The organism is Microvirga sp. 17 mud 1-3 (genome assembly GCF_003151255.1).
Lineage (GTDB): Bacteria > Pseudomonadota > Alphaproteobacteria > Rhizobiales > Beijerinckiaceae > Microvirga.
Genome location: NZ_CP029481.1, coordinates 4349163 through 4371204 on the forward strand (window position 1 = coordinate 4349163; position 22042 = coordinate 4371204).

Annotated in this window: 22 protein-coding genes and 1 pseudogene; 9 read left to right on the forward strand and 14 right to left on the reverse strand. The window is 66.3% G+C overall.

Going from position 1 to position 22042, the window contains the following annotated elements:
• Positions 1–232: 232 nt before the first annotated feature.
• Entirely contained in the window at positions 233–730 is a 498-nt protein-coding gene (gene secB / locus C4E04_RS20475; protein WP_109600508.1) for a protein-export chaperone SecB, read from the forward strand.
• 76 nt (positions 731–806) lie between these two features.
• Here secB and dnaQ read toward each other — a convergent pair whose 3' ends face one another.
• The 5 genes from dnaQ to C4E04_RS20500 are packed head-to-tail and all read right to left on the reverse strand — an operon-like array spanning position 807 to position 4445.
• Complete coding sequence (gene dnaQ, locus C4E04_RS20480; RefSeq protein ID WP_109601390.1) at positions 807–1526, reverse strand: DNA polymerase III subunit epsilon; 720 nt, start codon at positions 1524–1526, stop codon at positions 807–809.
• Positions 1527–1528: 2 nt separating this feature from the next.
• Positions 1529–2140, reverse strand: coding sequence for a dephospho-CoA kinase (gene coaE, locus C4E04_RS20485; protein ID WP_109600510.1), 612 nt, complete (start codon positions 2138–2140; stop codon positions 1529–1531).
• Positions 2137–2982, reverse strand: a complete 846-nt coding sequence (locus C4E04_RS20490) for a shikimate dehydrogenase (RefSeq protein WP_109600512.1) — start codon at positions 2980–2982, stop codon at positions 2137–2139. Before C4E04_RS20490 ends, coaE begins: the two co-directional genes overlap by 4 nt.
• 12 nt (positions 2983–2994) lie before the next feature.
• A complete protein-coding gene (locus C4E04_RS20495; protein ID WP_109600514.1) occupies positions 2995–3615 on the reverse strand; it encodes a nucleoside triphosphate pyrophosphatase in 621 nt (206 codons plus the stop codon).
• Positions 3615–4445, reverse strand: a complete 831-nt coding sequence (locus C4E04_RS20500; RefSeq protein ID WP_109600516.1) for a pyruvate, water dikinase regulatory protein — start codon at positions 4443–4445, stop codon at positions 3615–3617. The genes C4E04_RS20495 and C4E04_RS20500 overlap by 1 nt, the downstream gene beginning before the upstream one ends.
• A 375-nt stretch (positions 4446–4820) precedes the next feature.
• Between C4E04_RS20500 and hemE the strand changes: the two genes are divergently transcribed.
• From hemE to rho, 3 genes are all read left to right on the forward strand, one after another.
• Positions 4821–5858: a uroporphyrinogen decarboxylase gene (gene hemE / locus C4E04_RS20505; RefSeq protein WP_109600518.1), complete on the forward strand. Its 1038-nt coding sequence runs from the start codon at positions 4821–4823 to the stop codon at positions 5856–5858.
• Between the two features lie 12 nt (positions 5859–5870).
• The gene (gene hemJ, locus C4E04_RS20510; RefSeq protein ID WP_109600520.1) at positions 5871–6296 is read left to right on the forward strand and encodes a protoporphyrinogen oxidase HemJ; all 426 of its coding nucleotides are present in this window, start codon (positions 5871–5873) and stop codon (positions 6294–6296) included.
• Positions 6297–6718: 422 nt separating this feature from the next.
• Positions 6719–7984, forward strand: coding sequence for a transcription termination factor Rho (gene rho / locus C4E04_RS20515; RefSeq protein ID WP_109600522.1), 1266 nt, complete (start codon positions 6719–6721; stop codon positions 7982–7984).
• 219 nt (positions 7985–8203) lie between these two features.
• On the opposite strand, the gene C4E04_RS20520 is transcribed toward rho, so the two are convergent.
• A complete protein-coding gene (locus tag C4E04_RS20520) occupies positions 8204–10210 on the reverse strand; it encodes a thioredoxin domain-containing protein (RefSeq protein ID WP_109600524.1) in 2007 nt (668 codons plus the stop codon).
• A 110-nt stretch (positions 10211–10320) separates the two neighbouring features.
• On the opposite strand from C4E04_RS20520, the gene mnmE reads away from it, so the two are divergent.
• The 5 genes from mnmE to C4E04_RS20545 all read left to right on the forward strand — a co-directional run bounded on the left by mnmE (position 10321) and on the right by C4E04_RS20545 (position 16108).
• A complete protein-coding gene (mnmE, locus tag C4E04_RS20525) occupies positions 10321–11646 on the forward strand; it encodes a tRNA uridine-5-carboxymethylaminomethyl(34) synthesis GTPase MnmE (RefSeq protein WP_109601392.1) in 1326 nt (441 codons plus the stop codon).
• Between the two features lie 190 nt (positions 11647–11836).
• Positions 11837–13723, forward strand: coding sequence for a tRNA uridine-5-carboxymethylaminomethyl(34) synthesis enzyme MnmG (gene mnmG, locus C4E04_RS20530; RefSeq protein ID WP_109600526.1), 1887 nt, complete (start codon positions 11837–11839; stop codon positions 13721–13723).
• Positions 13723–14361 carry a 16S rRNA (guanine(527)-N(7))-methyltransferase RsmG gene (gene rsmG, locus C4E04_RS20535; RefSeq protein WP_109600529.1) on the forward strand — a complete coding sequence of 213 codons (639 nt, stop codon included), beginning with the start codon at positions 13723–13725 and terminating at the stop codon, positions 14359–14361. The genes mnmG and rsmG overlap by 1 nt, the downstream gene beginning before the upstream one ends.
• Complete coding sequence (locus C4E04_RS20540; protein WP_109600531.1) at positions 14358–15197, forward strand: ParA family protein; 840 nt, start codon at positions 14358–14360, stop codon at positions 15195–15197. The genes rsmG and C4E04_RS20540 overlap by 4 nt, the downstream gene beginning before the upstream one ends.
• 23 nt (positions 15198–15220) lie before the next feature.
• Positions 15221–16108, forward strand: a complete 888-nt coding sequence (locus C4E04_RS20545; RefSeq protein ID WP_109600533.1) for a ParB/RepB/Spo0J family partition protein — start codon at positions 15221–15223, stop codon at positions 16106–16108.
• Between the two features lie 130 nt (positions 16109–16238).
• Here the strand turns inward: C4E04_RS20545 and C4E04_RS20550 are convergent, their stop codons facing one another.
• The 8 genes and pseudogenes from C4E04_RS20550 to hisB form a co-directional block, all read right to left on the reverse strand.
• A complete protein-coding gene (locus tag C4E04_RS20550; protein ID WP_109600535.1) occupies positions 16239–16709 on the reverse strand; it encodes a YidH family protein in 471 nt (156 codons plus the stop codon).
• 451 nt (positions 16710–17160) lie between these two features.
• On the reverse strand, positions 17161–18132 hold the full coding sequence (coaA, locus tag C4E04_RS20555; protein ID WP_109600537.1) for a type I pantothenate kinase: 972 nt from the start codon (positions 18130–18132) through the stop codon (positions 17161–17163).
• 20 nt (positions 18133–18152) lie between these two features.
• Positions 18153–18473 carry a phosphoribosyl-ATP diphosphatase gene (locus tag C4E04_RS20560; RefSeq protein ID WP_109600539.1) on the reverse strand — a complete coding sequence of 107 codons (321 nt, stop codon included), beginning with the start codon at positions 18471–18473 and terminating at the stop codon, positions 18153–18155.
• 16 nt (positions 18474–18489) lie between these two features.
• Positions 18490–19272, reverse strand: coding sequence for an imidazole glycerol phosphate synthase subunit HisF (gene hisF / locus C4E04_RS20565; protein ID WP_109600541.1), 783 nt, complete (start codon positions 19270–19272; stop codon positions 18490–18492).
• Positions 19273–19387: 115 nt separating this feature from the next.
• Positions 19388–20172: pseudogene (gene hisA / locus C4E04_RS20570) on the reverse strand (1-(5-phosphoribosyl)-5-[(5-phosphoribosylamino)methylideneamino]imidazole-4-carboxamide isomerase).
• Positions 20169–20819 (reverse strand): imidazole glycerol phosphate synthase subunit HisH, encoded by a 651-nt coding sequence (hisH, locus tag C4E04_RS20575; RefSeq protein ID WP_109600543.1) that lies wholly within the window; start codon positions 20817–20819, stop codon positions 20169–20171. The pseudogene hisA and the gene hisH overlap by 4 nt, the downstream one beginning before the upstream one ends.
• Positions 20816–21319 carry a DUF2628 domain-containing protein gene (locus C4E04_RS20580; RefSeq protein ID WP_109600546.1) on the reverse strand — a complete coding sequence of 168 codons (504 nt, stop codon included), beginning with the start codon at positions 21317–21319 and terminating at the stop codon, positions 20816–20818. Before C4E04_RS20580 ends, hisH begins: the two co-directional genes overlap by 4 nt.
• 107 nt (positions 21320–21426) lie before the next feature.
• Positions 21427–22014 carry an imidazoleglycerol-phosphate dehydratase HisB gene (gene hisB, locus C4E04_RS20585; RefSeq protein WP_109600548.1) on the reverse strand — a complete coding sequence of 196 codons (588 nt, stop codon included), beginning with the start codon at positions 22012–22014 and terminating at the stop codon, positions 21427–21429.
• Positions 22015–22042: the final 28 nt, after the last annotated feature.

A 22042-nucleotide genomic window follows, 5' to 3' on the forward strand; every position in this document is an offset into this window, starting at 1 on the left:
GGAATGTGCCCCTTCCGGCGAAGGGGTATTCCTTCGCATATGGGGGTCTCCGGTCGTAACATCCACCTTCCTGCGCGACAAGCGATCCAAAACAGCTCAATCTTGTTCGCCGGAGTGAAGCATGGTAGCGCGGAGGTCCATGGCCCGTGGCCGATCCGGCACTTTTTCAAGGCGCGTCCTGCGGGCTCAACCGACAAAATCTCGCCGACTTTTCTCTTGGGAGCATCACGACATGGCCGATAACGCGGCAAATAACGGAGCGCAGGACGGCAGCATGCCCGCCCTTAACGCCCTCGCCCAATACTGCAAGGATTTCTCCTTCGAGAACCCGAACGCCCCCCGCTCCCTCCAGCCGCAATCGGAAGGCCCGCAGATCAACCTGCAGGTAAACGTGAATGCCAAGCAGCTGGCGGAGGCCGATTTCGAGGTCGACCTGACCCTCGAGGGCGACGCGAAGATCGGCGGCAAGGACGTGCTGTTCGCCTTCGAGCTGACCTATTCGGGCGTGTTCCGGGTTCAGAACGTTCCGCAGGACCAGCTCCACCCGGTCATCATGATCGAGTGCCCGCGCCTGCTCTTCCCCTTCGCCCGGCAGATCGTCGCCGAAGCGGTGCGCAACGGCGGCTTCCCGCCCCTCTATATCGATCCGATCGATTTCGTGGCGCTCTACCGGCAGCGGGCCGCCGAGGTCCAGGCTGCGCAGCAGGCTGCGGGTCAGACCCTGTCCTGAGCCTTCCGGCCTCCGGACGACTTTCGGAAAACGCCCCGGGCCCTCGGCTTCGGGGCGTTTTCTATTCGGACCGTTTCTATTCGGGCTTGGCCTCGCCCAGATATTCCCGCCACAGGGGCGACCCGCCCAGGGTCTCGACGAAGGCCGCATGGGCGGCCCGCTCGGCATCGGTCAGGCGCATGATGGTGGTCCGCGGCCGCGCCTCCCGGAGGGCGCCGGTGCCCGTCACGGCCGAGCGCCCGAGGCGGCTTGCCGGCTGCACGGCGAGATCGAAGCCGACCTGCCGGCCTCCGATCAGCTCGATATAGACCTCGGCCAGGATCTCGGCGTCGAGGAGCGCCCCGTGCTTGGTGCGCTTCGAATTGTCGATGCCGTAGCGGGAACAGAGGGCGTCGAGATTGTTCGCCGCGCCGGGATGCTTGCGCCGCGCCATCCCGAGCGTATCGATCACATCGGCCAGGACGAAGGGCGGATGGCCGGTGCGCGCCAGCTCGGCATTGAGGAAGCCGACGTCGAAGGCGGCGTTGTGGATCACCAGGCGCCCGTCGGCCACGAAATCCATGAAATCCTGCGCGATCGCCGCGAAGACCGGCTTGTCGGCCAGGAATTCGTCGCTCAGCCCGTGGACCGCGAAGGCGCCTTCCGACATCGGCCGCTCGGGATTGATGTAGACGTGATAGAATTGCCCGGTCGGGATATGGTTGAGGAGCTCGACGCAGCCGATTTCGACGATCCGGTCGCCCTTGGCATGGTCGGTGCCGGTGGTTTCGGTATCCAGAACGATTTCACGCACGATCTTCACAACTCCACCCGGCGACGGACACGTCCCGGCCGGCCGGCCAGGCAGGCGAGGATAGCCCGGACCTGGGCCTCGGCCGAAGGGAAGCCCCGGCCCGTATCAACAAGGAAATGGGCTCGCGCCCGCTTTTCGGCATCCGGCATCTGCCTTGCCAGGATCGCGTTAAATTTCTCCTCCGTCATGCCCGGCCGGGCAAGGACCCGCTGGCGCTGGACGGAAGCCGGGGCCGTCACCGTTACGACTGCGTCGCAGCGCGCCTCGCCGCCCGTCTCGAAAAGGAGCGGGATGTCGAGAACCGCAAGGCCGGACGGAGATACGAACGCGAGGAAACGCTCCTCCTCCTCCCGCACGAGCGGATGAACGATGGTCTCCAGCTCCCGCATCCGGGCCGGATCGTCGAGGACCGCGGCACCGAGGCGGGCCCGGTCGACGATGCCGTCACGGACGGTGCCCGGAAAAGCCTTCTCGATGAGCGGCGCGGCGCGGCCGCGATAGAGGGCGTGCACGGCCGCATCCGCATCGTGCACCGGGACGCCGAATTCCCGGAAGATGGCCGCGGTGGCCGATTTCCCCATCCCGATGGAGCCGGTGAGCCCCAGCACGAAGGTCATGCCTTGCTCCTGAGATCCGCCTCGACGAGCGCTCGCAGCTCCGCCGTGACTTGGGGCGTGACCCCGAACCAGCGCGCAAAGCCGGGTGCGGCCTGGTGAAGCAGCATGCCGAGGCCGTCGACGGTCCTCAAGCCCCGCGCCGTAGCGGCCGCGAGGAGCGGCGTCTCAAGGGGCACATAGACGATGTCGGCCACGGCCGCTGTGGGCCGGGCGGCCGAGAGATCGAGCGCGAGGGGAGGCTGCCCGGCCATGCCGAGCGAGGTGGTGTTGACGATGAGATCCGCGGCCGCGACCGCGCCGCCGACCTCCTCCCAGGGCAGGGCCGCGAGCACGGCGCCCTCGGGGTCCAGGTCCCGGACCAGCTCCTCGGCCTTGGCGAGGGTGCGGTTCGCCACGAGGATCCGCCGGATCGGCCTGTCTTGAAGTCCGGCGACCACGGCCCGCGCGGCGCCGCCCGCCCCGAGGACGAGGGCCGTATCCACAGCCTGTTCCCAGCCTGTCCCCAGAGTATCGTCGAGATGGGCCATGAAGCCGAGGACATCGGTGTTGTCGCCCCAGACAAGTCCGTCCTCCACCCACAAGGTGTTGACGGCCTTCATCTTTTCGGCCCGCGGCGTGCGCCGGTCGACGGAAAGGTAGGCCGCCTCCTTATGCGGGATCGTGACGTTTCCACCTGCATAGCCCTGAGCCGCGAAGGAACGGACGAAGGTGGGGAAATCGGCGGGCGCCACGTCGAGCTTCTCGTAGGCTCCTTCGAGCCCATGCCGGGCGAGCCAGTGGCCATGGATCATCGGCGAACGGGAATGCCGGATCGGATGGCCGACGACGAAGGCCTTTGTCATGGAAGCATTTCCTCAGAACGACAGATAGCCCCGGCGGCGCAGGGCGGCCAGGAGGGGAATCAGCGGCAGGCCCAGGATCGTGAAGTGATCGCCCGCGATCTTCTCGAAGAGATGGACCCCTAGACCTTCGAGCCGGTAGGCGCCGACGCTCGTCCACACGTCCGGCCCGGCGAGATCGAGATAGCGGTCGATGGCGCGGCCATCCAGGGTGCGCATGGTCAGGTGGGCGCTGTCGAGGACCGTGTCGACCACCGCGCCGCCCTGTGCCAGGACGGCAGCCGAATGGAGCGCATGGGTCCGGCCGGCGAGGCGTTCGAGATGGGCATGGGCGGCCGCACGGTCGGCGGGCTTGTGCAGGATCTCGCCCTCGCAATCGAGGATCTGGTCGGCGCCCAGCACCAGCCGTTCCGGATGGCGGCGGCTGACCGCGAGGGCTTTCTCGGCCGCGAGGCGCCGGGCAAGAAGCGTCGGCGCCGAATCCTGCGCGCGGCCCTCCGCCTCGACGGCGCGTTCGTCGATGTCTGGGTTCTGGGTTTCCACGGGCAGGCCTGCCCCGACCAGGAGGGTCAGGCGGGTGCGGCTGGTGGAGGCGAGGAGAAGCGGCTGATCCGCGATCCAGGGAGATGCCATGATTATTGGGCGATAAAGCGCAGGCGGTGGTCGCGGTAGAGATCGATGATCGCCGCAGCCGTCTCCTCGATGGAGCGGCGCGTCACGTCGATGACCGGCCAGCCATGCCGGGCGAAGAGCCGCCGGGAGGCCGCAATCTCCTCGGCCACCGCATCCCGGTCCACATAGGCGGTGTCGTCATCGGCGTTGAGGCTGAGCAGGCGGTTCTGCCGGATCTGCACGATGCGCTCCGGGGTCGCCACCAGCCCGACCACGAGGGGCTTGCGGGTCGATTCGATGACGGCCGGCGGCGGTACGCCCGGCACGAGGGGCACGTTGGCGGTCTTGAGGCCGCGATTGGCCAGGTAGATGGCCGTCGGCGTCTTCGAGGTGCGGCTGACCCCGAGCAAGACCACGTCCGCTTCCTCCAGATCGTGGGGCAGATGCCCGTCATCGTGGAGGAGGGTGAAATTCATGGCGTCGATGCGCTTGAAATATTCCGCGTTCAGCATGTGCTGCGCGCCCGGTCGGGCCGTCGAATGGGCGCCGAGATAGGACGAGAGCAGCGTATGCACCGGCTCCAGGACCGACAGGTGCGGGGAGCTCGTGGCGCGGCAGACCTCCTCGAGGCGCTCCGCCAGGTCCCGCTCGACCAGGGTATAGAGGACGATGCCGGGCGTCGCCTCGATCTCGGACAGGACCCGCTCCAGCTGGGTGTTGGAGCGCACGAGCGGATAGACATGCTCGATCGCCGCGATGCCTTCATATTGCGCCACTGCCGCGCGGGCGACCGTGATCAGGGTCTCGCCGGTGGAATCGGAGACGAGATGGAGATGGAAGTAGCTGCGTCCCACAGGGTTCTCCGGACAAGGAGTCGATGAATGTGGATAGATCCCCCGTTCGAGGAGGTCCAGCCAGGGAGCCTGTGGGCGAAGGCCCCCTTCCGTCAACAACCCTCACGCATGGGATATCCCGGGAGCGGCCCCATGGGAGAATCCGGCACGAATCGGTCCGGCCCGTCGGCCCGTCGGCCGGAAAGGTCCCGTTAGGGATTTGTTAAGCTTTAAGAATCCGGAAAGGATTGTGGCGAAGCAGCCTTACCCGTAAACGGATCGTTAACGCCGCGAGCCGTGTGGACGGCCTGTGGATGCCCTTGCGGCTTTGTGATTCACGGCCCAAGAGAAACAACAGATTCTCGATTCTAAGAATTTAGATTGAAGAGGGGCCCTGTGAGCGAACGTCCGACCAAAGCGATCCTGCGCGTCCTCGACGGCGAACCGGTCTGGCCTCTGCCGATCTGGATCATGCGTCAGGCCGGCCGTTATCTGCCGGAATACCGGGAGACCCGGAAGCAAGCCGGCTCCTTCCTGGATCTCTGCTACACGCCGAGGCTTGCCGAGGAGGTCACCCTCCAGCCGATCCGCCGCTTCGGCTTCGATGCGGCCATCATGTTCTCGGACATCCTGGTCATTCCCCATGCGCTCGGCCAGGAAGTGCGCTTCGTCGAGAACGAGGGTCCCAGGCTCGATCCGGTCACGTCCACGGAGGATCTCTCCCGACTCTCCGGGGAATTGCCCCTCGAGCGCCTGGCGCCGGTCTTCGAGACCCTCGACCGCCTGAGCGCGTCCCTGCCCAAGGAAACGACGCTTCTGGGCTTCTGCGGCGCTCCCTGGACGGTTGCGAGCTACATGATCGCCGGCAAGGGCACGCCCGATCAGGCGCCCGCAAGGCTCGTCGCCTATCGCGACCCGGAATTCATGGACCGGCTCATCGACCTGCTGGTTCGGGCCTCTACGGCTTATCTCGTCCGCCAGATCGATGCGGGCGCCGAGGCGGTGCAGATCTTCGAGAGCTTCGGGGCGGCCCTGCCGCCGGCCCTGTTCGACCGGCTCTCCCTCGATCCGATCCGCCGGATCGTCACGGGGCTGAAGGCGGCGCGGCCGAACGCCAAGGCGATCGTGTTCGTGCGGGGAGGGGGCAGCCATCTCCACCGCTTCGCGACGGCCGGCGTGGGCGATGCGCTCGCCCTCGACTGGACCCTCGACCCGGCTCTCGTCCTGCCGCAGCTTCCGGGCCGGGTGGCGACACAGGGCAATCTCGATCCGCTCGCGCTCATCGCCGGGGGCGATCCCATGCGGCGGGGCGTGGACCACATCCTGTCGGCGGTGCGCAACCGCCCGCACATCTTCAATCTCGGGCACGGAATCCTGCCCGAGACGCCGGTCGAGCATGTGGGCGAGCTTATCGCCCGTGTGCGCGGCGCCTGAACGGGAATCGACATGGCTTATCTGTGGATCAAGGCCTTTCACGTGATCGCGGTCATCAGCTGGATGGCCGGGATGCTCTACCTGCCCCGGCTCTTCGTCTATCATTGCGACGCGCCGAAGGGCTCCATCCAGTCCGACACCTTCAAGATCATGGAGCGCCGCCTCCTCAAGGCGATCATCAACCCCGCCATGGCGGTGACCTGGATCCTCGGCATCGTCCTGATCTGGCAGGGGGGCTGGATCACGTCCGGCTGGCTCCATGCCAAGGTCCTGCTGGTGCTGATCCTGTCCGGCGTCCACGGCTTCCTGTCGAAGACCGTGAAAGTCTTCGCAGCCGACGCCAATGTCCGTCCGGCCAAGTTCTACCGGATGCTCAACGAGGTCCCGACAATCCTGATGATCCTCATCGTCATCCTGGTGATCGTGAAGCCGTTCTGAGGAACGGATGCGATAGGAAGGCTGAAGGAACCCGCGTCATTCCGGGGCGCCGCAGGCGAGCCCGGAACCCATAGCCGCTGAGCTCTACGAGAAAGGCGCAGCGGTTATCGCAGCTCCTTCATCTGACACGCTGGTGGTTATGGGTTCCGGGCCCGGCCGAAGGCCGTCCCGGAATGACGGATGGTGCATTCCCTCTGGCTGACCCACCCCAAAAGGTTATCCCACTTGATGGGGCTTGAGGCCCGGCCCGAAAAGCGCTAGAGAAGAATTCTCTTCCCCTTAAGACAGGCTGCGCCGCACCGGGCTCCTACGGCTCTTCAAGTCACGGTTCGTGAACTGGGCGGCCCTGTCGAACGTTCCCCTTCATCTCCCCGCGCGCCCAGGCGCCCTGGCCGCGACTCCTACCCCGAGAGTGTTCCCCAATGAGGGAAATCAAACTTCAAGACCTGAAATCCAAGACCCCGACTGAACTCATCGCCTTCGCGGAGGAGCTCGAGGTCGAGAACGCCAGCACCATGCGCAAGCAGGAGCTCATGTTCGCGATCCTCAAGCAGCTCGCGGCCCGCGAGGTGGAGATCATCGGCGCCGGCGTCGTCGAGGTGCTGCAGGATGGCTTCGGCTTCCTGCGCTCCGCCGATTCGAACTACCTGCCGGGTCCGGACGACATCTACGTCTCGCCCTCGCAGATCCGCCGCTTCGGCCTGCGCACCGGCGACACGGTGGACGGCCCGATCCGCGGCCCCAAGGAGGGCGAGCGTTATTTCGCCCTGCTGAAGGTCAACACCATCAATTTCGAGGATCCCGAGAAGATCCGGCACAAGGTGCATTTCGACAACCTGACGCCGCTCTTCCCGGCCGAGCGCTTCAAGCTCGAGATCGACGACCCGACGAAGAAGGATTATTCGTCGCGCATCATCGACATCGTGTCGCCCATCGGAAAAGGCCAGCGCGCCCTGATCGTGGCGCCGCCGCGCACGGGTAAGACCGTGCTGATGCAAAACGTCGCGCAGTCGATCACCACCAACCACCCGGAATGCTACCTCATCGTGCTGCTCATCGACGAGCGGCCCGAGGAAGTGACCGACATGCAGCGCTCCGTGAAGGGCGAGGTCGTGGCCTCCACCTTCGACGAGCCGGCCTCCCGCCACGTGCAGGTGGCCGAGATGGTGATCGAGAAGGCCAAGCGCCTCGTGGAGCACGGCCGCGACGTGGTCATCCTGCTCGATTCGATCACCCGCCTCGGCCGCGCCTACAACACGGTGGTGCCGTCCTCCGGCAAGGTGCTGACCGGCGGTGTCGACGCCAATGCCCTGCAGCGGCCGAAGCGCTTCTTCGGCGCAGCCCGCAACATCGAGGAGGGCGGCTCGCTGACCATCATCGCGACCGCGCTCATCGATACCGGCTCGCGCATGGACGAAGTGATCTTCGAAGAGTTCAAGGGCACCGGCAACTCGGAAATCATCCTCGACCGCAAGGTCGCCGACAAGCGCACCTTCCCGGCCATCGACATCACCCGCTCGGGCACCCGCAAGGAAGAGCTGCTGGTTCCGGCCGATACGCTCAAGAAGATGTACGTGCTCCGCCGCATCCTCAACCCGATGGGCACGGTCGACGCCATCGAGTTCCTGCTCGACAAGCTGCGCCAGACCAAGTCGAACTCCGAGTTCTTCGATTCGATGAACACCTGACGTTCTGCGTCGAACTGACGATCAAGCCCCGCTCTCGGCCACGAGGGCGGGGTTTTTCATGTCTGCATCCGGACGCTCAAGACAGGAAGCCGGTCAGCCAAAGGATGAGGAGAGTCAGCAGGGCTGAGATCAGGAGTGATCCCAGGCAGCCGGTGCGGTTCGAGAAGAAGAGAAACATCGCCGCTCTCCGAACACATCGCCAGGCCATGGCCGCTCGGGTCAGGCCCGAACACCCCATTCCTTCGCCTGAGCGGCGAGCGCCTCCGGCTCGGTGACGGGCAGCGAGCAGCGCATACCCGCGCAGACGAGCGCCTGCGGACCGTCGCCCGCGGCCGCAAGGGCATGGGCCGGATGGTCCGGATCGAGCGCCTCGCCCGGCCGCAGCACATGAAGGCTCCGTTCCAGATAAGGGAGGCGAAGCGCAGCCTCACGCAGGGGCTCGAAACCCTCGCCCGTGACCAGGATGCTGAGGCCGCGCAGGTGGAGATCCAGCGCGTTCAGGATCGACGTGTGACCGAGCGGCGCTGCCTGGGCTACGGCAGAAAGCCGGGTGAGAACCGTCTCGGCCCGTTCCCGGTCCTCCGTCCGCCCGGTGATCTGGGCGAGCCGCACGAGAGCTTCGGCATAGACGCCGTTGGCATTGGGCACCGCATCGTCGTGGCTCGGCTGTGGCCGCACCACCAGGGCGTCGGCGCCGCGGGCTGTCATGGCGAGAAGGCCGGTCTCGGGAATCGTGTAATCCGCCGCCAGCACGTCCCGCCAGGAAATCGTATCCTTCAGGTAAGATTCCTCGCCTGTCGCCTCGTACAGGGTGAGCGCCGCCCGCATCATGGCCGCATGGTCCAGCGCGAAGCCCGGGTGGATGAGGGATCCGCCGCGCCAGGAATGGCCGAGGCTCCCATTACGGGTCATCGTCTCCCGCACTAATCGGTAGGCCCTGGTCGCCAGATCGATCCAGTCCGGCCGGTCGAGGAGGGGAGAGGCCCGCACCAGGGCGGCGATCATCAGGCCGTTCCAGTCCGCCAGCACCTTGTCGTCGAGGCCGGGCCGGATCCGCGTCGCCCGCCGTTCGAGGAGTTTGTCCCGCATCGGCGCGAGGCGCTCCTCCACAGCAGGGGGAGCCTCCTCCGAGAGGAGCCGGTTGAGGATGTTCGTGCCTTCCCAATTGCCCTCGGCCGTGACGTCGTAGACCTTGGCGAAAAGGTCCGCGTCCGTGCCCAGGACGTTCCGCACCTCGTCGAGGCTCCAGACGTAGAACCTACCCTCCTCGCCCTCCGAATCCGCATCGAGGCTCGACGCATAGGCGCCCTCTTGCGTGACCATCTCCCGTTCGAGCCAGGCGACGATCCCCTCGGCGGCCGCGCGGAACAGGGGCCGGCGGGTCTCCGCGAAGGCAAGCGCATAAAGCTCCAGGAGCTGGGCGTTGTCGTAGAGCATCTTTTCGAAATGCGGCACGAGCCAGCGCTCGTCGACCGCATAGCGGGCGAAGCCGCCGCCGAGATGATCGTGGATGCCCCCATAGGCCATGCGCTCCAGGGTCAGGAACACGCTGTGCCGGGCCTGGTGATTGCCGCTGCGATGAGCGTAACGCAGCAGGAATTCCAGGATCGGCGGGTTAGGGAATTTCGGCGCGCCCTGGAGGCCGCCATTCACCGGGTCCATGATTCCGACGAGCCGCGCTCCGAGGTCGTCGAGGTCGGCCGGGGACAGGCCTTCCTGGCCGGGCTGGGTTTCCTGAGCGAGATGCTGCTTGATGGCCGTCGCGTTCTTGGCGATCCGCTCCGGCTCCGCCTGGTGGATGCGGGCGATCTCCCGCAGCACGTGCATGAGGCCCGGGCGGCCGAAGCGCGGCTCCTTGGGAAAATAAGTTCCGCCCCAGAAGGGCTCGCCCTCGGGCGTGAGGAACATGGTGAGCGGCCAGCCGCCCTGCTCGCCGAGGAGGTGGAGCGCGCTCATGTAGATGTGGTCTACATCGGGCCGCTCTTCCCGGTCCACCTTGATATTGACGAAGAGCTCGTTCATGACCTCCGCCACGGCGGGATCCTCGAAGCTCTCGTGGGCCATCACGTGGCACCAGTGGCAGGCCGCGTAGCCGACCGAGAGCAGCACCGGCCGCTGCAGGCGGCGGGCCTCCGCGAAGGCTTCCGGTCCCCACTCCCACCAATGGACAGGATTGTCCCTGTGCTGCAGGAGATAGGGAGAGCTGGCGTCCTTCAGGCGGTTCATGGAATCCGTCTCCGCTGTCTCGCGTTTCGTTCACGGCCGGGCGTTTCGGGGCTGAACCGGCCGGAGGTCCTCAAGCCTTAAAGCTCTCGGCTCCCTGAAGGTTCATGATCATGCGCTCGGACGATACCATCTTCGCACCGGCCTCGGGCTACGGTCGAGCCGCGATCTGCGTGATCCGCATCAGCGGCCCGGGCAGTCGATTCATTCTCGAAACGATTGCGGGCGGCGTTCCGGCACCGCGCCGCCTCGTCCTGCGCACCCTGATTGCGCCCGAAGACCGAGAACCTCTCGACCAGGCTCTCGTCGCCTGGATGCCGGGTCCGGACAGCTTTACGGGCGAGGACCAGGTCGAGCTGCATATCCATGGCGGCCTCGCGACCCGCGCGGCGGTGCTGAAGGCCCTGGGCTCCCTGCCGGATTGCCGCCCGGCGGAGGCCGGCGAGTTCACCCGCCGCGCCTTTCTCAATGGGCGGATGGACCTGAGCCGGGTCGAGGGCCTGGCGGACCTGATCGAGGCCGAGACGGAGGCACAGCGGCGTCAGGCCCTGTCCCAGCTCGAGGGCCGGCTCGGAGAGGCGGCGGAACGCTGGCGGGAGGAGATCCTCCAGGCTCTTGCGCTTTTGGAGGCGAGCCTCGATTTCTCGGACGAGGGCGATGTGCCGGAGGATCTGGAGCGCGAGGTCGTCCGGCGTCTCGAGGCCTTACGGGAATCCCTGTCGCGCGTTCTGGCGAATGCCGGGGGCGAACGCCTGCGGGAAGGCCTGAGTGTAGTCCTGGCCGGTCCGCCCAATGCGGGCAAGTCCACGCTTCTTAATGCCCTGGCGAAGCGGGATGTGGCCATCGTGTCGCCCATCGCGGGCACGACCCGGGATGTGATCGAGGTCCATTGCGACCTGAACGGCCTGCCGGTCGTGATCGTCGATACTGCGGGCCTGCGGGAGAGCCCCGACATGATCGAGCAGGAAGGGGTGGCCCGCGCCCGCGCCCGCGCCGGGAAGGCCGATCTCGTGCTTTGGCTCATTCCGCCGGAGGGAACGGGCGAAACTCCACCAGAAGCACGCCGGCTCCTGCGCGTCGGGACGAAGTCAGATCTGGATCAGGCCGGTTCGAATCGGATCCGTCACGATTGCGACCTGACCGTCTCGGCCGCGACCGGGGAGGGCATGGCTGAGCTGCTCGGCCGGTTGGGTCAAGAAGCTGACGCTGCGCTTGGTGCCGGGGATGCGCTTTTGACCCGGGAGCGGCACCGTCGTGCCCTGGAACGGGCGCAGGCCTCGGTCCGAACGGCTCTCGACCTGCTGGAACGACACGGGCCCGTGGAATTGACGGCCGAGGAGGTGCGTCTCGCGGCGCGCGCCTTTGGAGAAATCACCGGACGGGTCGATGTGGAGGAGGTCTTAGACCGGCTCTTCTCCAGTTTCTGCATTGGAAAGTAACGTCGTTCACCTTATCGGCAGGCCGGAGGGAATCTGTGCGAGAGGGCTTGGAGAATCGCCCGAAAAGCTGTTGGTGGGGACGTGGATAAGCTGTGAAGTGTCGTGGATGGACGGCGATGTTTCACGTGAAACAATTTGCCCTTTTGACCTTCCGGTTCGGACGTCCTAGAGCCCAAAGCTGGAGAAGGACATGACTCGGAATTTCGACGTGATCGTCGTGGGCGGAGGCCATGCCGGAGCGGAGGCTGCGGCTGCGGCTGCGCGCATGGGCGCTCGCACCGCTCTGGTGACCCACAAGGTCGCGACCATCGGGGCCATGTCCTGTAATCCCGCTATCGGAGGGCTCGGAAAGGGCCATCTGGTGCGGGAGATCGATGCCCTCGATGGCGTCATGGGACGCATCGCCGACCGGGCCGGAATCCAGTTCCGCCTTCTGAACCGCCGCAAGGGCCCCGCCGTCAGAGGACCACGCACCCAGGCCGACCGGAAGCTCTACGCGCGGGCCATGCAGGCGGAGCTGCTGGCGACCCCGAACCTGACTCTCGTGGAAGGGGAGGTGGACGATCTCCGGATCGCCGACGGACGCCTGGCCGGCGTTGTGCTGGCGGATGGGCGCGAACTTCCTGCCGGTGCCGTGGTTCTCACTACCGGCACGTTTCTGTCCGGCCTCATCCATATCGGCGAGCGCAAGATCCCGGCCGGGCGTATGGGCGAGCGGCCTTCCCTCGGTCTCTCGGCCACGTTCCGCCGGCTCGGTTTCGCGCTCGGCCGCCTGAAGACCGGCACGCCGCCGCGTCTCGACGGCCGCACCATCGATTGGGCGGGCGTGGACAAGCAGGCGGCCGACGATGAGCCGGTGCCGTTCTCGGGCCTCACGGAGCGGATCACGACCCCCCAGATCGAATGCGGCATCACGCGCACGACGGCGGCCGGACATGACCTGATCCGGGCCAACCTCCACCGGGCGCCCATGTATTCCGGCGATATACAGAGCACCGGCCCGCGCTACTGCCCGTCTATCGAGGACAAGGTCGTGCGCTTCGGCGACCGGGACGGGCACCAGATCTTCCTGGAGCCGGAGGGGCTCGACGACATCACGGTCTATCCGAACGGAATCTCGACCTCCCTGCCGGAGGATGTGCAGCTCCAGCTGATGCCGCTGATCCCCGGCCTGGAACGGGTGAAGATGCTCCAGCCCGGCTATGCCATTGAATACGACTATATCGACCCGCGCAGCCTCACTGCCGGCCTTGAGACCAAAATGGTGCAGGGGCTGTTCCTGGCGGGCCAGATCAACGGCACGACGGGTTACGAGGAGGCCGCCGCCCAGGGCCTCGTGGCCGGGATCAATGCGGCCCGCCGCGCGGCCGGGCAGGAGAATGCCGTTTTCGATCGGGCCGAATCCTATATCGGCGTGCTCGTCGACGACCTTGTGACCCGTGGGGTGAGCGAGCCCTATCGCATGTTCACGTCCCGGTCCGAGTACCGCCTGAGCCTGCGCATCGACAATGCGGATGAGCGGCTGACCGGGAAGGGCCTCGCCCTCGGCTGTGTCGGTAATGTCCGTGCGGCCCATTACGAAGAGAGCCGGAAGCAGCTGGAGCAGGCCGAGACGACGCTGCGCTCCTTGACCATCACGCCGGTCGAGGCGGCGCGTCGGGGCCTGGAGCTGAATCAGGACGGCATCCGGCGCAGCGCCTATCAGCTCCTGTCCTATCCGCTGATCGGCTGGCCGGAGCTGGTTTCCGTCTGGCCTGAGCTGGCATCCATCCCGAGTCCCGTGCGGGAGCGGCTCGAAACCGATGCCACCTATGCGGTCTATCTCGACCGTCAGAAAGCCGACATCGCGGCCTATCGGCGGGACGAGGCTATTGTGCTCGACGAGGGACTGGACTTCCAGGCCCTGTCTGGTCTGTCCAATGAGGTCAAGGCCAAGCTGTCCCGCGTCCGTCCTCGGACGCTCGGACAGGCGGCCCGGATCGAGGGCATCACGCCCGCGGCCCTTACCCTGCTCGCAGCCCATGCCCGGAAGCGCGCGGACGTCTCCCTGCGCGATACCAATTCGGGTGTGCAGTGATGGCCGAGCTTCAGAATATGCCCGAGCTTCTCGCGCCCTTCGATGTTTCACGTGAAACATTCGAAAAACTGTCCCTCCTCGAAAGCGAGCTGCGTCGCTGGCAGGCCATCAAGAATCTTGTCGGGCCCGGCACCCTCGACCGGATCTGGGAGCGGCACATCATCGATTCGCTCCAGCTCCTCGCTTACGCGCCCGACACGGCCAAGCTGTGGCTCGACCTTGGTTCGGGCGCCGGATTTCCGGGCCTGGTCCTCGCCATTGCCGGGCAGGAGAGGGGGCTCGAAGTGCATCTCGTAGAGAGCAATTCGCGCAAATGTGCCTTCCTTCGACATGTGGCCCGGCTGACCGGCGCCAAGGCTGTGGTCCATGCGGCGCGGCTGGAAAGCGTCGTGCCAGGTTTCGTCGGCAGAGCTGATGTCGTCTCGGCCCGGGCCCTGGCTTCCCTCGCGACCCTTCTCGACTGGACCGCGCCATTGTTGAAAGCGGGGACAATCGGCCTCTTTCCCAAAGGGCGGGAGGTGGATGCCGAATTGACCGAGGCTCGGGAATCGTGGAAGTTCGCCGCAGAGGTCCTGCCCAGCCGAACCGATTCCGAGGCCAGGATTCTTCGCATTTCCTCCATTGAGAGCCTGTCATGACAAGCGACCGCAGCGGATCCGAATCAGGAACGCGACCGGCCAAGCCGCGCGTTCTGGTCCTCGCCAACCAAAAGGGCGGGGTGGGCAAGACCACGACCGCCATCAATCTCGGCACGGCCCTCGCGGCCATCGGCGAGAAGGTGCTGATCATCGATCTCGACCCGCAGGGCAACGCCTCCACGGGACTGGGCATCGACCGCAAGAGCCGAAGCGTCTCGACCTACCACGTGCTCGCGGGCGAAGAGAGCCTGGAGACCGCGATCACCGAGACCGTGGTGCCGCGCCTGTTCGTGGCGCCCTCCACTCTCGACCTCTTGGGAGTCGAATTGGAGATCGCCAGCGAGCGCGACCGCGCGCATCGGCTCAGGAGCGCGATCGAGCGTCTGACGGCCTCCGAGGTAAGCGATCCTTTTACCTATATTCTGATCGATTGCCCGCCTTCGCTGAATCTCCTGACCATCAACGCCTTAACCGCAGCTGACGCCGTTCTGGTGCCCCTCCAATGCGAATTTTTCGCTCTGGAAGGCCTCAGCCAGCTTCTGAAGACGGTCGAGCAGGTCCGGTCCGCCCTCAACCCGCAGCTGACCATCCACGGGGTCGTCCTCACCATGTTCGACCCGCGCAACAACCTGTCGGGGCAGGTGGTCGCCGATGTGCGCCAGTTCATGGGCAGCAAGGTCTACGAGACCATGATCCCGCGCAACGTGCGGGTGTCGGAGGCGCCGTCCCACGGCAAGCCCGTGCTGCTCTACGACCTCAAATGCGCCGGGTCGCAGGCCTACCTGCGCCTGGCATCCGAAATCATCCAGCGGGAGCGCGCTCTGCGCGCCGCCTGACGAATCCGAGAAGCGAGGGATCCATGGCAGAAGAAGCAAAGCCGCGCCTGGGCAGGGGGCTGGCGGCCCTGATCGGCGAGGTGGGCGACGAGATCGGCTCCGTCGAGCGTGGCCGCGGCCAGCGCAAGGTGCCGGTTGCGTTCTTGAGACCCAACCCCCGCAACCCGCGCAAGCACTTCGCCAACGAGGACCTGCAGGAGCTCACCCAGTCGATCAAGGATCGGGGCATTATCCAGCCCATCGTCGCACGGCCCGTGCCGAAGACGCCGGACGCCTTCGAGATCGTCGCCGGCGAGCGGCGCTGGCGCGCGGCCCAGGCGGCCGGCCTGCACGAGGTCCCGGTCGTGATCGTCGATATCGACGATAAGACCTCCCTCGAATACGCGATCCTCGAGAACGTTCAGCGCGCCGACCTCAACCCCATCGAAGAGGCGCAGGGTTATTCGCGCCTCATGGCGGAATTCTCCTATACCCAGGAGAAGCTTTCGAAGGTGATCGGCAAGAGCCGCAGCCATATCGCCAATATGATGCGCCTGAGCGACCTGCCGGATCCGGTCAAGACGCTCCTCGTCAACCGCCAGATCACGGCCGGCCATGGCCGCGCCCTCCTTTCCGTCAAGGATCCAGGCGCCGTCGCGAAACGCATCCTCGACCAGGGCCTCAGCGTCCGCCAGGTCGAGGAAATCGCCCAGGCTGACCAATCCGGTGCGCCGCCGAAGCTCGAAACCAAGTCCATGAAGGTCAAGGCCGAAAAGGACCCGGATACCCGCGCCCTCGAAAAGGCGCTCCAGGACGTGCTGGGGTTGACGGTCTCCATCGACCACAAGGGTCAGGGCGGCGAATTGCGTATTCGTTACAAGACCTTGGAGCAGCTCGACGGCCTCTGCCGGCGCCTCAACCCGGCCGGGTAGGAGCGCCTGAGAGCCCGAGGAAAGGTCTCGGAAGACGCTCCGAAACCTGTGACCGAAAGCCCTTAGGTGAGGGCCGATGCCCGCCCTTACGGAAGAGGGACGCGTCGGTTTCAGGCCGCGTCATCCGCCTTCAGGGTGGTCCGAACCAGAGGCTGACGAGGGCCGCAAGCGCCACCAGCACCAGGAAACCGTTCAAAACCACGAGAAGGACGGGAGGGATCCGGTGCACGTCCGGCCTCGGCGGCGGCGCTCCCACGAAGACCTGTCGCCAGACGGCGGCCGCGAAGCAGAAGGCGCTGAAGAGCACGAGGACGGACCCGGTTCCGGACACCATCCAGTTCGACACCACGCCCTCGAGGAGCTTCTGAGCGCCGATCCCTGAGGCCAGCGCTGCCAGCCCGGTTCGCACCCAGGCCGCATAGGTCCGTTCGGCCGCGAACACCGTCCGGTCCGCAGCCAGCTCCGTGCGGCGGTCGGCACTGTCCTTGGTGATCTCGGCAGCAACCGCAGTGCGCTCGGCCGCCTGCGCGGTGCTCTTTGCCGCAACTTTTGCCTGTTCGGCGCTGCGCTCGATCCCTTTCTCGACCGGCTGCGTGACCATGTCTCCTCCGCTTTGCGCGACGATAACGTCGGAATGCCCGAAAAGGTCGGAGCATTAAGCTGGGTGAGGGGAAAGCAGGGGGCCTCCCGTGTCATTGCGGGAATATCCCAGGGACCCCTGCCTTTGCAGCACCGTGATGAAAACGCGATGTGAGGATGCGCGACGGCTTTCCCTCCCCCTTGTGGGGAGGGCTAGGGTGGGGGTGTGAGCGCTAAGTTGGATACAGTCCTGCGCCGGCACCCCCACCTCCAACTCCTCCCCACCGCAAGTCGGGTGTTCCCGACTTGCGCATCGTGGGAGCGGATCTCGGGAACACCCGAGATCCGCGGGGGAGGAGAGCAGGGCCGCGCTTCCCATGAATACTTCCCATGAATACTTGGGATCCCATGAGGAGAAGAGCCGCGTAGCGCTCCCTACCTCACAAGCTAGAAAAGCAATCCGCAACAGGCCCCTACAGGCGTCTCAGGGCGACGGTCTCGATGCGGTGGCTGGCGCCCTTCTTGAGGATCAGGCTGGCGCGCTGGCGGGTCGGCACGATATTTTCGCGCAGGTTCACGAGGTTGATGCGGTTCCAGAGCCCGTCGGCAGTGGCGATGGCCTCGCCTTCCTGCAATTCGGCATAGCGGCGGAAATAGGAGAGGGGATCCCGGAATGCCGTGTGCCGCAGGCGCAGGAAGCGGTTCACATACCAGCGATGCAGATCCTCCTCCTCGGCGTCGATATAGACCGAGAAGTCGAAGAAGTCGGACACGAACGGGATGGCGGTGCCGTCCTTGGGCATGCGCGCCGGCTGGAGCACGTTGAGCCCCTCGACGATGAGGATGTCCGGCCGGTCGACGACGGTCTCCTCCCCAGGCACCACATCGTAGACGAGGTGGGAATAGAGCGGCGCCCGCACGTTCCGCTTCCCGGCCTTGATGTCGGCGAGGAAGTGGAGCAGCGCGCCTGTGTCGTAGCTCTCGGGAAAACCCTTGCGTTCCATGAGGCCCAAGCGGGTGAGCTCCGCATTGGGCAGGAGAAACCCGTCCGTGGTGACGAGGTCGACCTTCGGGGTGTTGGGCCAGCGGGCGAGCAGGGCCTTGAGAACGCGTGCCGTGGTGGACTTGCCCACCGCGACGGAGCCCGCAACCCCGATGATATAGGGGACCTTTTCCTCTTTCTCGGCCAGCAGGAAGCGCTGGGTCGCCTTGAACAGCCCCTGCGTGGCCGCAACGTAGAGGGAGAGCAGGCGCGACAGAGGCAGATAGATGGCCGCGACCTCGTCCAGGGAGATCGGATCGTTGAGGGATTGCAGCTGCACCACCTCGTCGGCCGTGAGGGTCATGGGCGCATCGGCGCGCAGCTTCGCCCATTCGTCCCGGCCGAAGATACGGTAGGGGGAGAGGTTGTCGTTTTCCAACGACACCGCGTTGCGCTGGTCCATGCAGGTTCCCCCTTCGGGCTTCAGGGCTTGCGCGCAGCCTTCTCGGCCAGCCCCGATTGCGCCGTGCGGCGCTCCAGTTCGGCCATGACGTCACTTAGCGGAATGCGCGCACCCTGCAACACGACCAAAAGATGATACAGCACATCGGCCGCTTCGGCAGTCAGGTTCGCGCGATCTTCCAGCACGGCCGCAAGCGCCGCTTCCACGGCCTCTTCGCCGAGTTTCTTGGCCGCCTTGGCAGGCCCGTCCGCCAGCAGTTTCGCCGTGTAGGATTCGCTCGGTGCCGCCGCCGCGCGCGTGGCCACGATGCGGGCGAGGTCGTCGAGGGTGAAGGTGGTCATGAGGGTGCCCCGCGCTCTACGCTGCCTTGTCGATCCGCATCTTCAGCCCGGCTTTCGCCATGTGGGCTTTCGCCTCGCCGATGGTGTGGGTGCCGAAATGGAAGATCGAGGCAGCCAGCACGGCGCTCGCACCGCCTTCCTTCACGCCGGCGACCAGATGGTCGAGGTTGCCGACACCGCCCGAGGCGATAACCGGGATCGGGACCGCGTCCGAAATGGCGCGGACCAGCGCGAGGTCATAGCCGCCCTTGGTGCCGTCCCGGTCCATGGAGGTGACGAGAAGCTCGCCCGCGCCGCGCTCCGCCATGGATTTGGCGAACGCGATGGCGTCGAGGCCGGTGGCATTGCGCCCGCCATGGGTGAAAATCTCCCAGCGCGGAGCCTCGCCGTCGGCCGACACCTTCTTGGCGTCGATCGCGACCACGATGCATTGATTGCCGAACTTTTCGGCGGCCTCACGCACGAAATCCGGGTTCGTCACCGCGGCCGTGTTGATCGAGACCTTGTCGGCGCCCGCAAGCAGGAGCTTGCGGATATCCTCGACGCTGCGCACGCCGCCGCCCACGGTGAGCGGCATGAAGCAGGCCTCCGCCGTGCGCCTCACCGCGTCGAGCAGGATGCCGCGCGCCTCGTGGCTCGCCGTGATGTCGAGGAAGCACAATTCGTCGGCGCCGGCCGCGTCATAGGCCTTGGCGGCCTCCACCGGATCGCCCGCATCGATGAGGTCCACGAACTGGACGCCCTTGACGACGCGGCCGTCCTTGACGTCGAGGCACGGAATGAGGCGAACCTTCAGCATGGCATTCTCTTCTTCACCCTCCCCTGGAGGGGGAGGGTCGGACCGTGAGGTCCGGGGAGGGGTGACACCCGCGCAAGCGGGTTCAGGGCAAAATCTATAAGGGTTGTCGGCGCCATCACCCCACCCCGCCGCTGCTGCGCAGCGTCGACCCTCCCCCTCCAGGGGAGGATGAGCGCGCCGTGCGCAGCAGCGCCAGAGCCTGGTCCGGGTCGATGCGCCCGTCATAGAGGGCGCGGCCGGTAATCGCGCCGCCGAGGATGGCGCAGTCGGGTTGGGTCAGGCGCTCGATATCGGCCATGGAGCCGAGGCCCCCGGAGGCGATCACCGGGATCGTCACGGCCCGGGCCAGCGCCAGGGTCATGGGAATGTTGAGACCTTTGAGAATCCCGTCGCGGGCGATGTCCGTGTAGATGATCGCCGCCACGCCCGCATCCTCGAAGCGGCGGCCGAGCTCCTCGGCCGTCAGGGTCGAGGTCTGGGCCCAGCCCTCCACGGCCACGAGGCCGTCCTTGGCGTCGATGCCGACCGCCACCTTGCCGGGATAAAGCCGCGCCGCCTCGCGCACAAAGGCCGGGTCGCGCACCGCCGCGGTGCCGATGATGACCCGGGCGACGCCCTTGGCGAGCCAGCCGTCGACGGTCCTCATGTCGCGGATGCCGCCCCGAGCTGCACGGGGATTTTCACGCGCTGCAGAATGGCCTCAACGGCCGCGGCGTTCATGGGCTTGCCCGCGAAGGCGCCGTCGAGATCGACCACGTGCAGCCACTCGAAGCCCTGGGCCTCGAAGGCGGCTCCTTGCGCGGCCGGATCGTCGTTGAAGACCGTCGCGCGGTCCATGTCGCCCTGGATCAGGCGGACGCAGCGGCCTTCCTTCAGGTCGATGGCGGGAAAGAGAATCACGGGCGCCACCTTAAAAAATTGGCGATGAGTTTCAGGCCCAGGGCCTGGCTCTTCTCGGGATGGAACTGTGTGCCGACCAGGTTGTCCCGAGCGACGATGGCGGTCACCGGTCCGCCGTAATCGACGGTGGCGACCACGTCGTCCGGCACGGCGGGCGAGAGCGCGTAGGAATGCACGAAATAGGCATGGAGCCCGTCCGGGCCGGTGGGAATGCCGTCCAGGACCGGGTGAGGCCTTCGCTGGTCCAGGGTGTTCCAGCCCATATGCGGGATCTTCAGGGACGGATCGTTCGGCACGATGGCCTTCACGTCCCCGGGGATCCAGTCGAGGCCCGGGGTGGTCACGTATTCCAGGCCCCGGCTCGCCATGAGCTGCATTCCGACGCAGATGCCCAGAAAGGGCCGGCCTTCCTCACGGACCCGGCGCTGGAGCGCCTCGACCATGCCGGGCACCGCATCGAGGCCGCGCCGGCAATCCGCGAAGGCGCCGACGCCGGGCAGCACGATGCGCTCGGCCCGGGCGACCGCCTTCGGATCGGACGAGACTTCGATGGTGTCGGACAGCCCCGCCTCCCGCGCGGCCCGCTCGAAGGCCTTGGCGGCGGAATGCAGGTTGCCGGACCCATAATCGACGATAACCACGCTCACCGGGGACGCTCCGCATCGGGAAAGAGGCCGATCACCGGCTCCGCACCCGGACCGGGGCGGAAGACGGGCGAGGGCGAGAAGGAGGACGAGGGGGCGGGCTGGCGGGGAACTGGTGCCTGCTGCAGCCAGCGGGCGAAGCTCCTGGCTTCCGCCTCGTCCCGGTGCGCGGCCACCACGGCGTCGACGGCCGGGCGCCCGTGGCGCTCATAGGTCCAGCGCCGCAGGCTGTTGGCCTCCAGGCCGATCAGGATCGCCAGCAGAAGCTCGGCCGCAAAGGCCGCCGCAGGATGCACGTCGAGGGCCCTGAGGCCCAAATCGAGGCCCAGCGTGACCACGAGGACGAGAAGCCCGGCGATCCAGAGCCGGTGATAGAAGAACCAGAGGCAATTGAAGAAGAAGGCGCCCCACGAGAAGCCGTCCTTCACGATCTCGGCCCTCTCCAGGGCCGCCGGATCGCCCGGTCGCGCGTCGCCCGCGAGGTGGAGGGTATAGGTGGTCATGGCACCGTTCCTTGAGAAGACCTGTCCCGGATAGCCCGGAAGGCCGCATCGCCGCGACGATCCGCCGTCCGGCTGAGCGGGCTCCGGGTCGGGAGCGTCCTCCAGATCTAGAGCGTTCCCTTGGTGGAGGGAATGCGACCTCCTTCCCGCGGGTCGACGGACAGGGCCTGCCGCAGGCAGCGGGCCACGCCCTTGAAGCAGCTCTCGGCGATATGGTGGCTGTTCGCCCCGTAGAGGGTCTCCACATGGAGCGTCAGCCCGGCATTGATCGCGAAGGCCTGGAAGAACTCGCGCACCAGCTCGGTATCGAAGGCGCCGATCTTCTCGGTCGGGAACGTGGTCCTGAACACCAGGAACGGGCGGCCCGAAATATCGAGCGCGACCCGGGTCAGGGTCTCGTCCATGGGCAGGTGGATATCCGCGTAGCGGGCGATGCCCTTCTTGTCCCCCAGGGCCTGCAGGAGCGCCTGGCCGAGGGCGATGCCGGTATCTTCCGTCGTATGGTGCTGGTCCACGTGCAGATCGCCCTTCACCGTCACGGTGAGGTCGACGAGGGCATGGCGGGCAAAGAGCTCGAGCATATGGTCGAGGAAGCCCACACCCGTGGCGATTTCGGCCTTGCCGGTGCCATCGAGGGCAATCGACAGGGCGACATCGGTCTCGGCGGTGCGGCGGCTGACGCTCGCGGCGCGCATCGTGAAACATCCTTGTGAAAGAGACGGC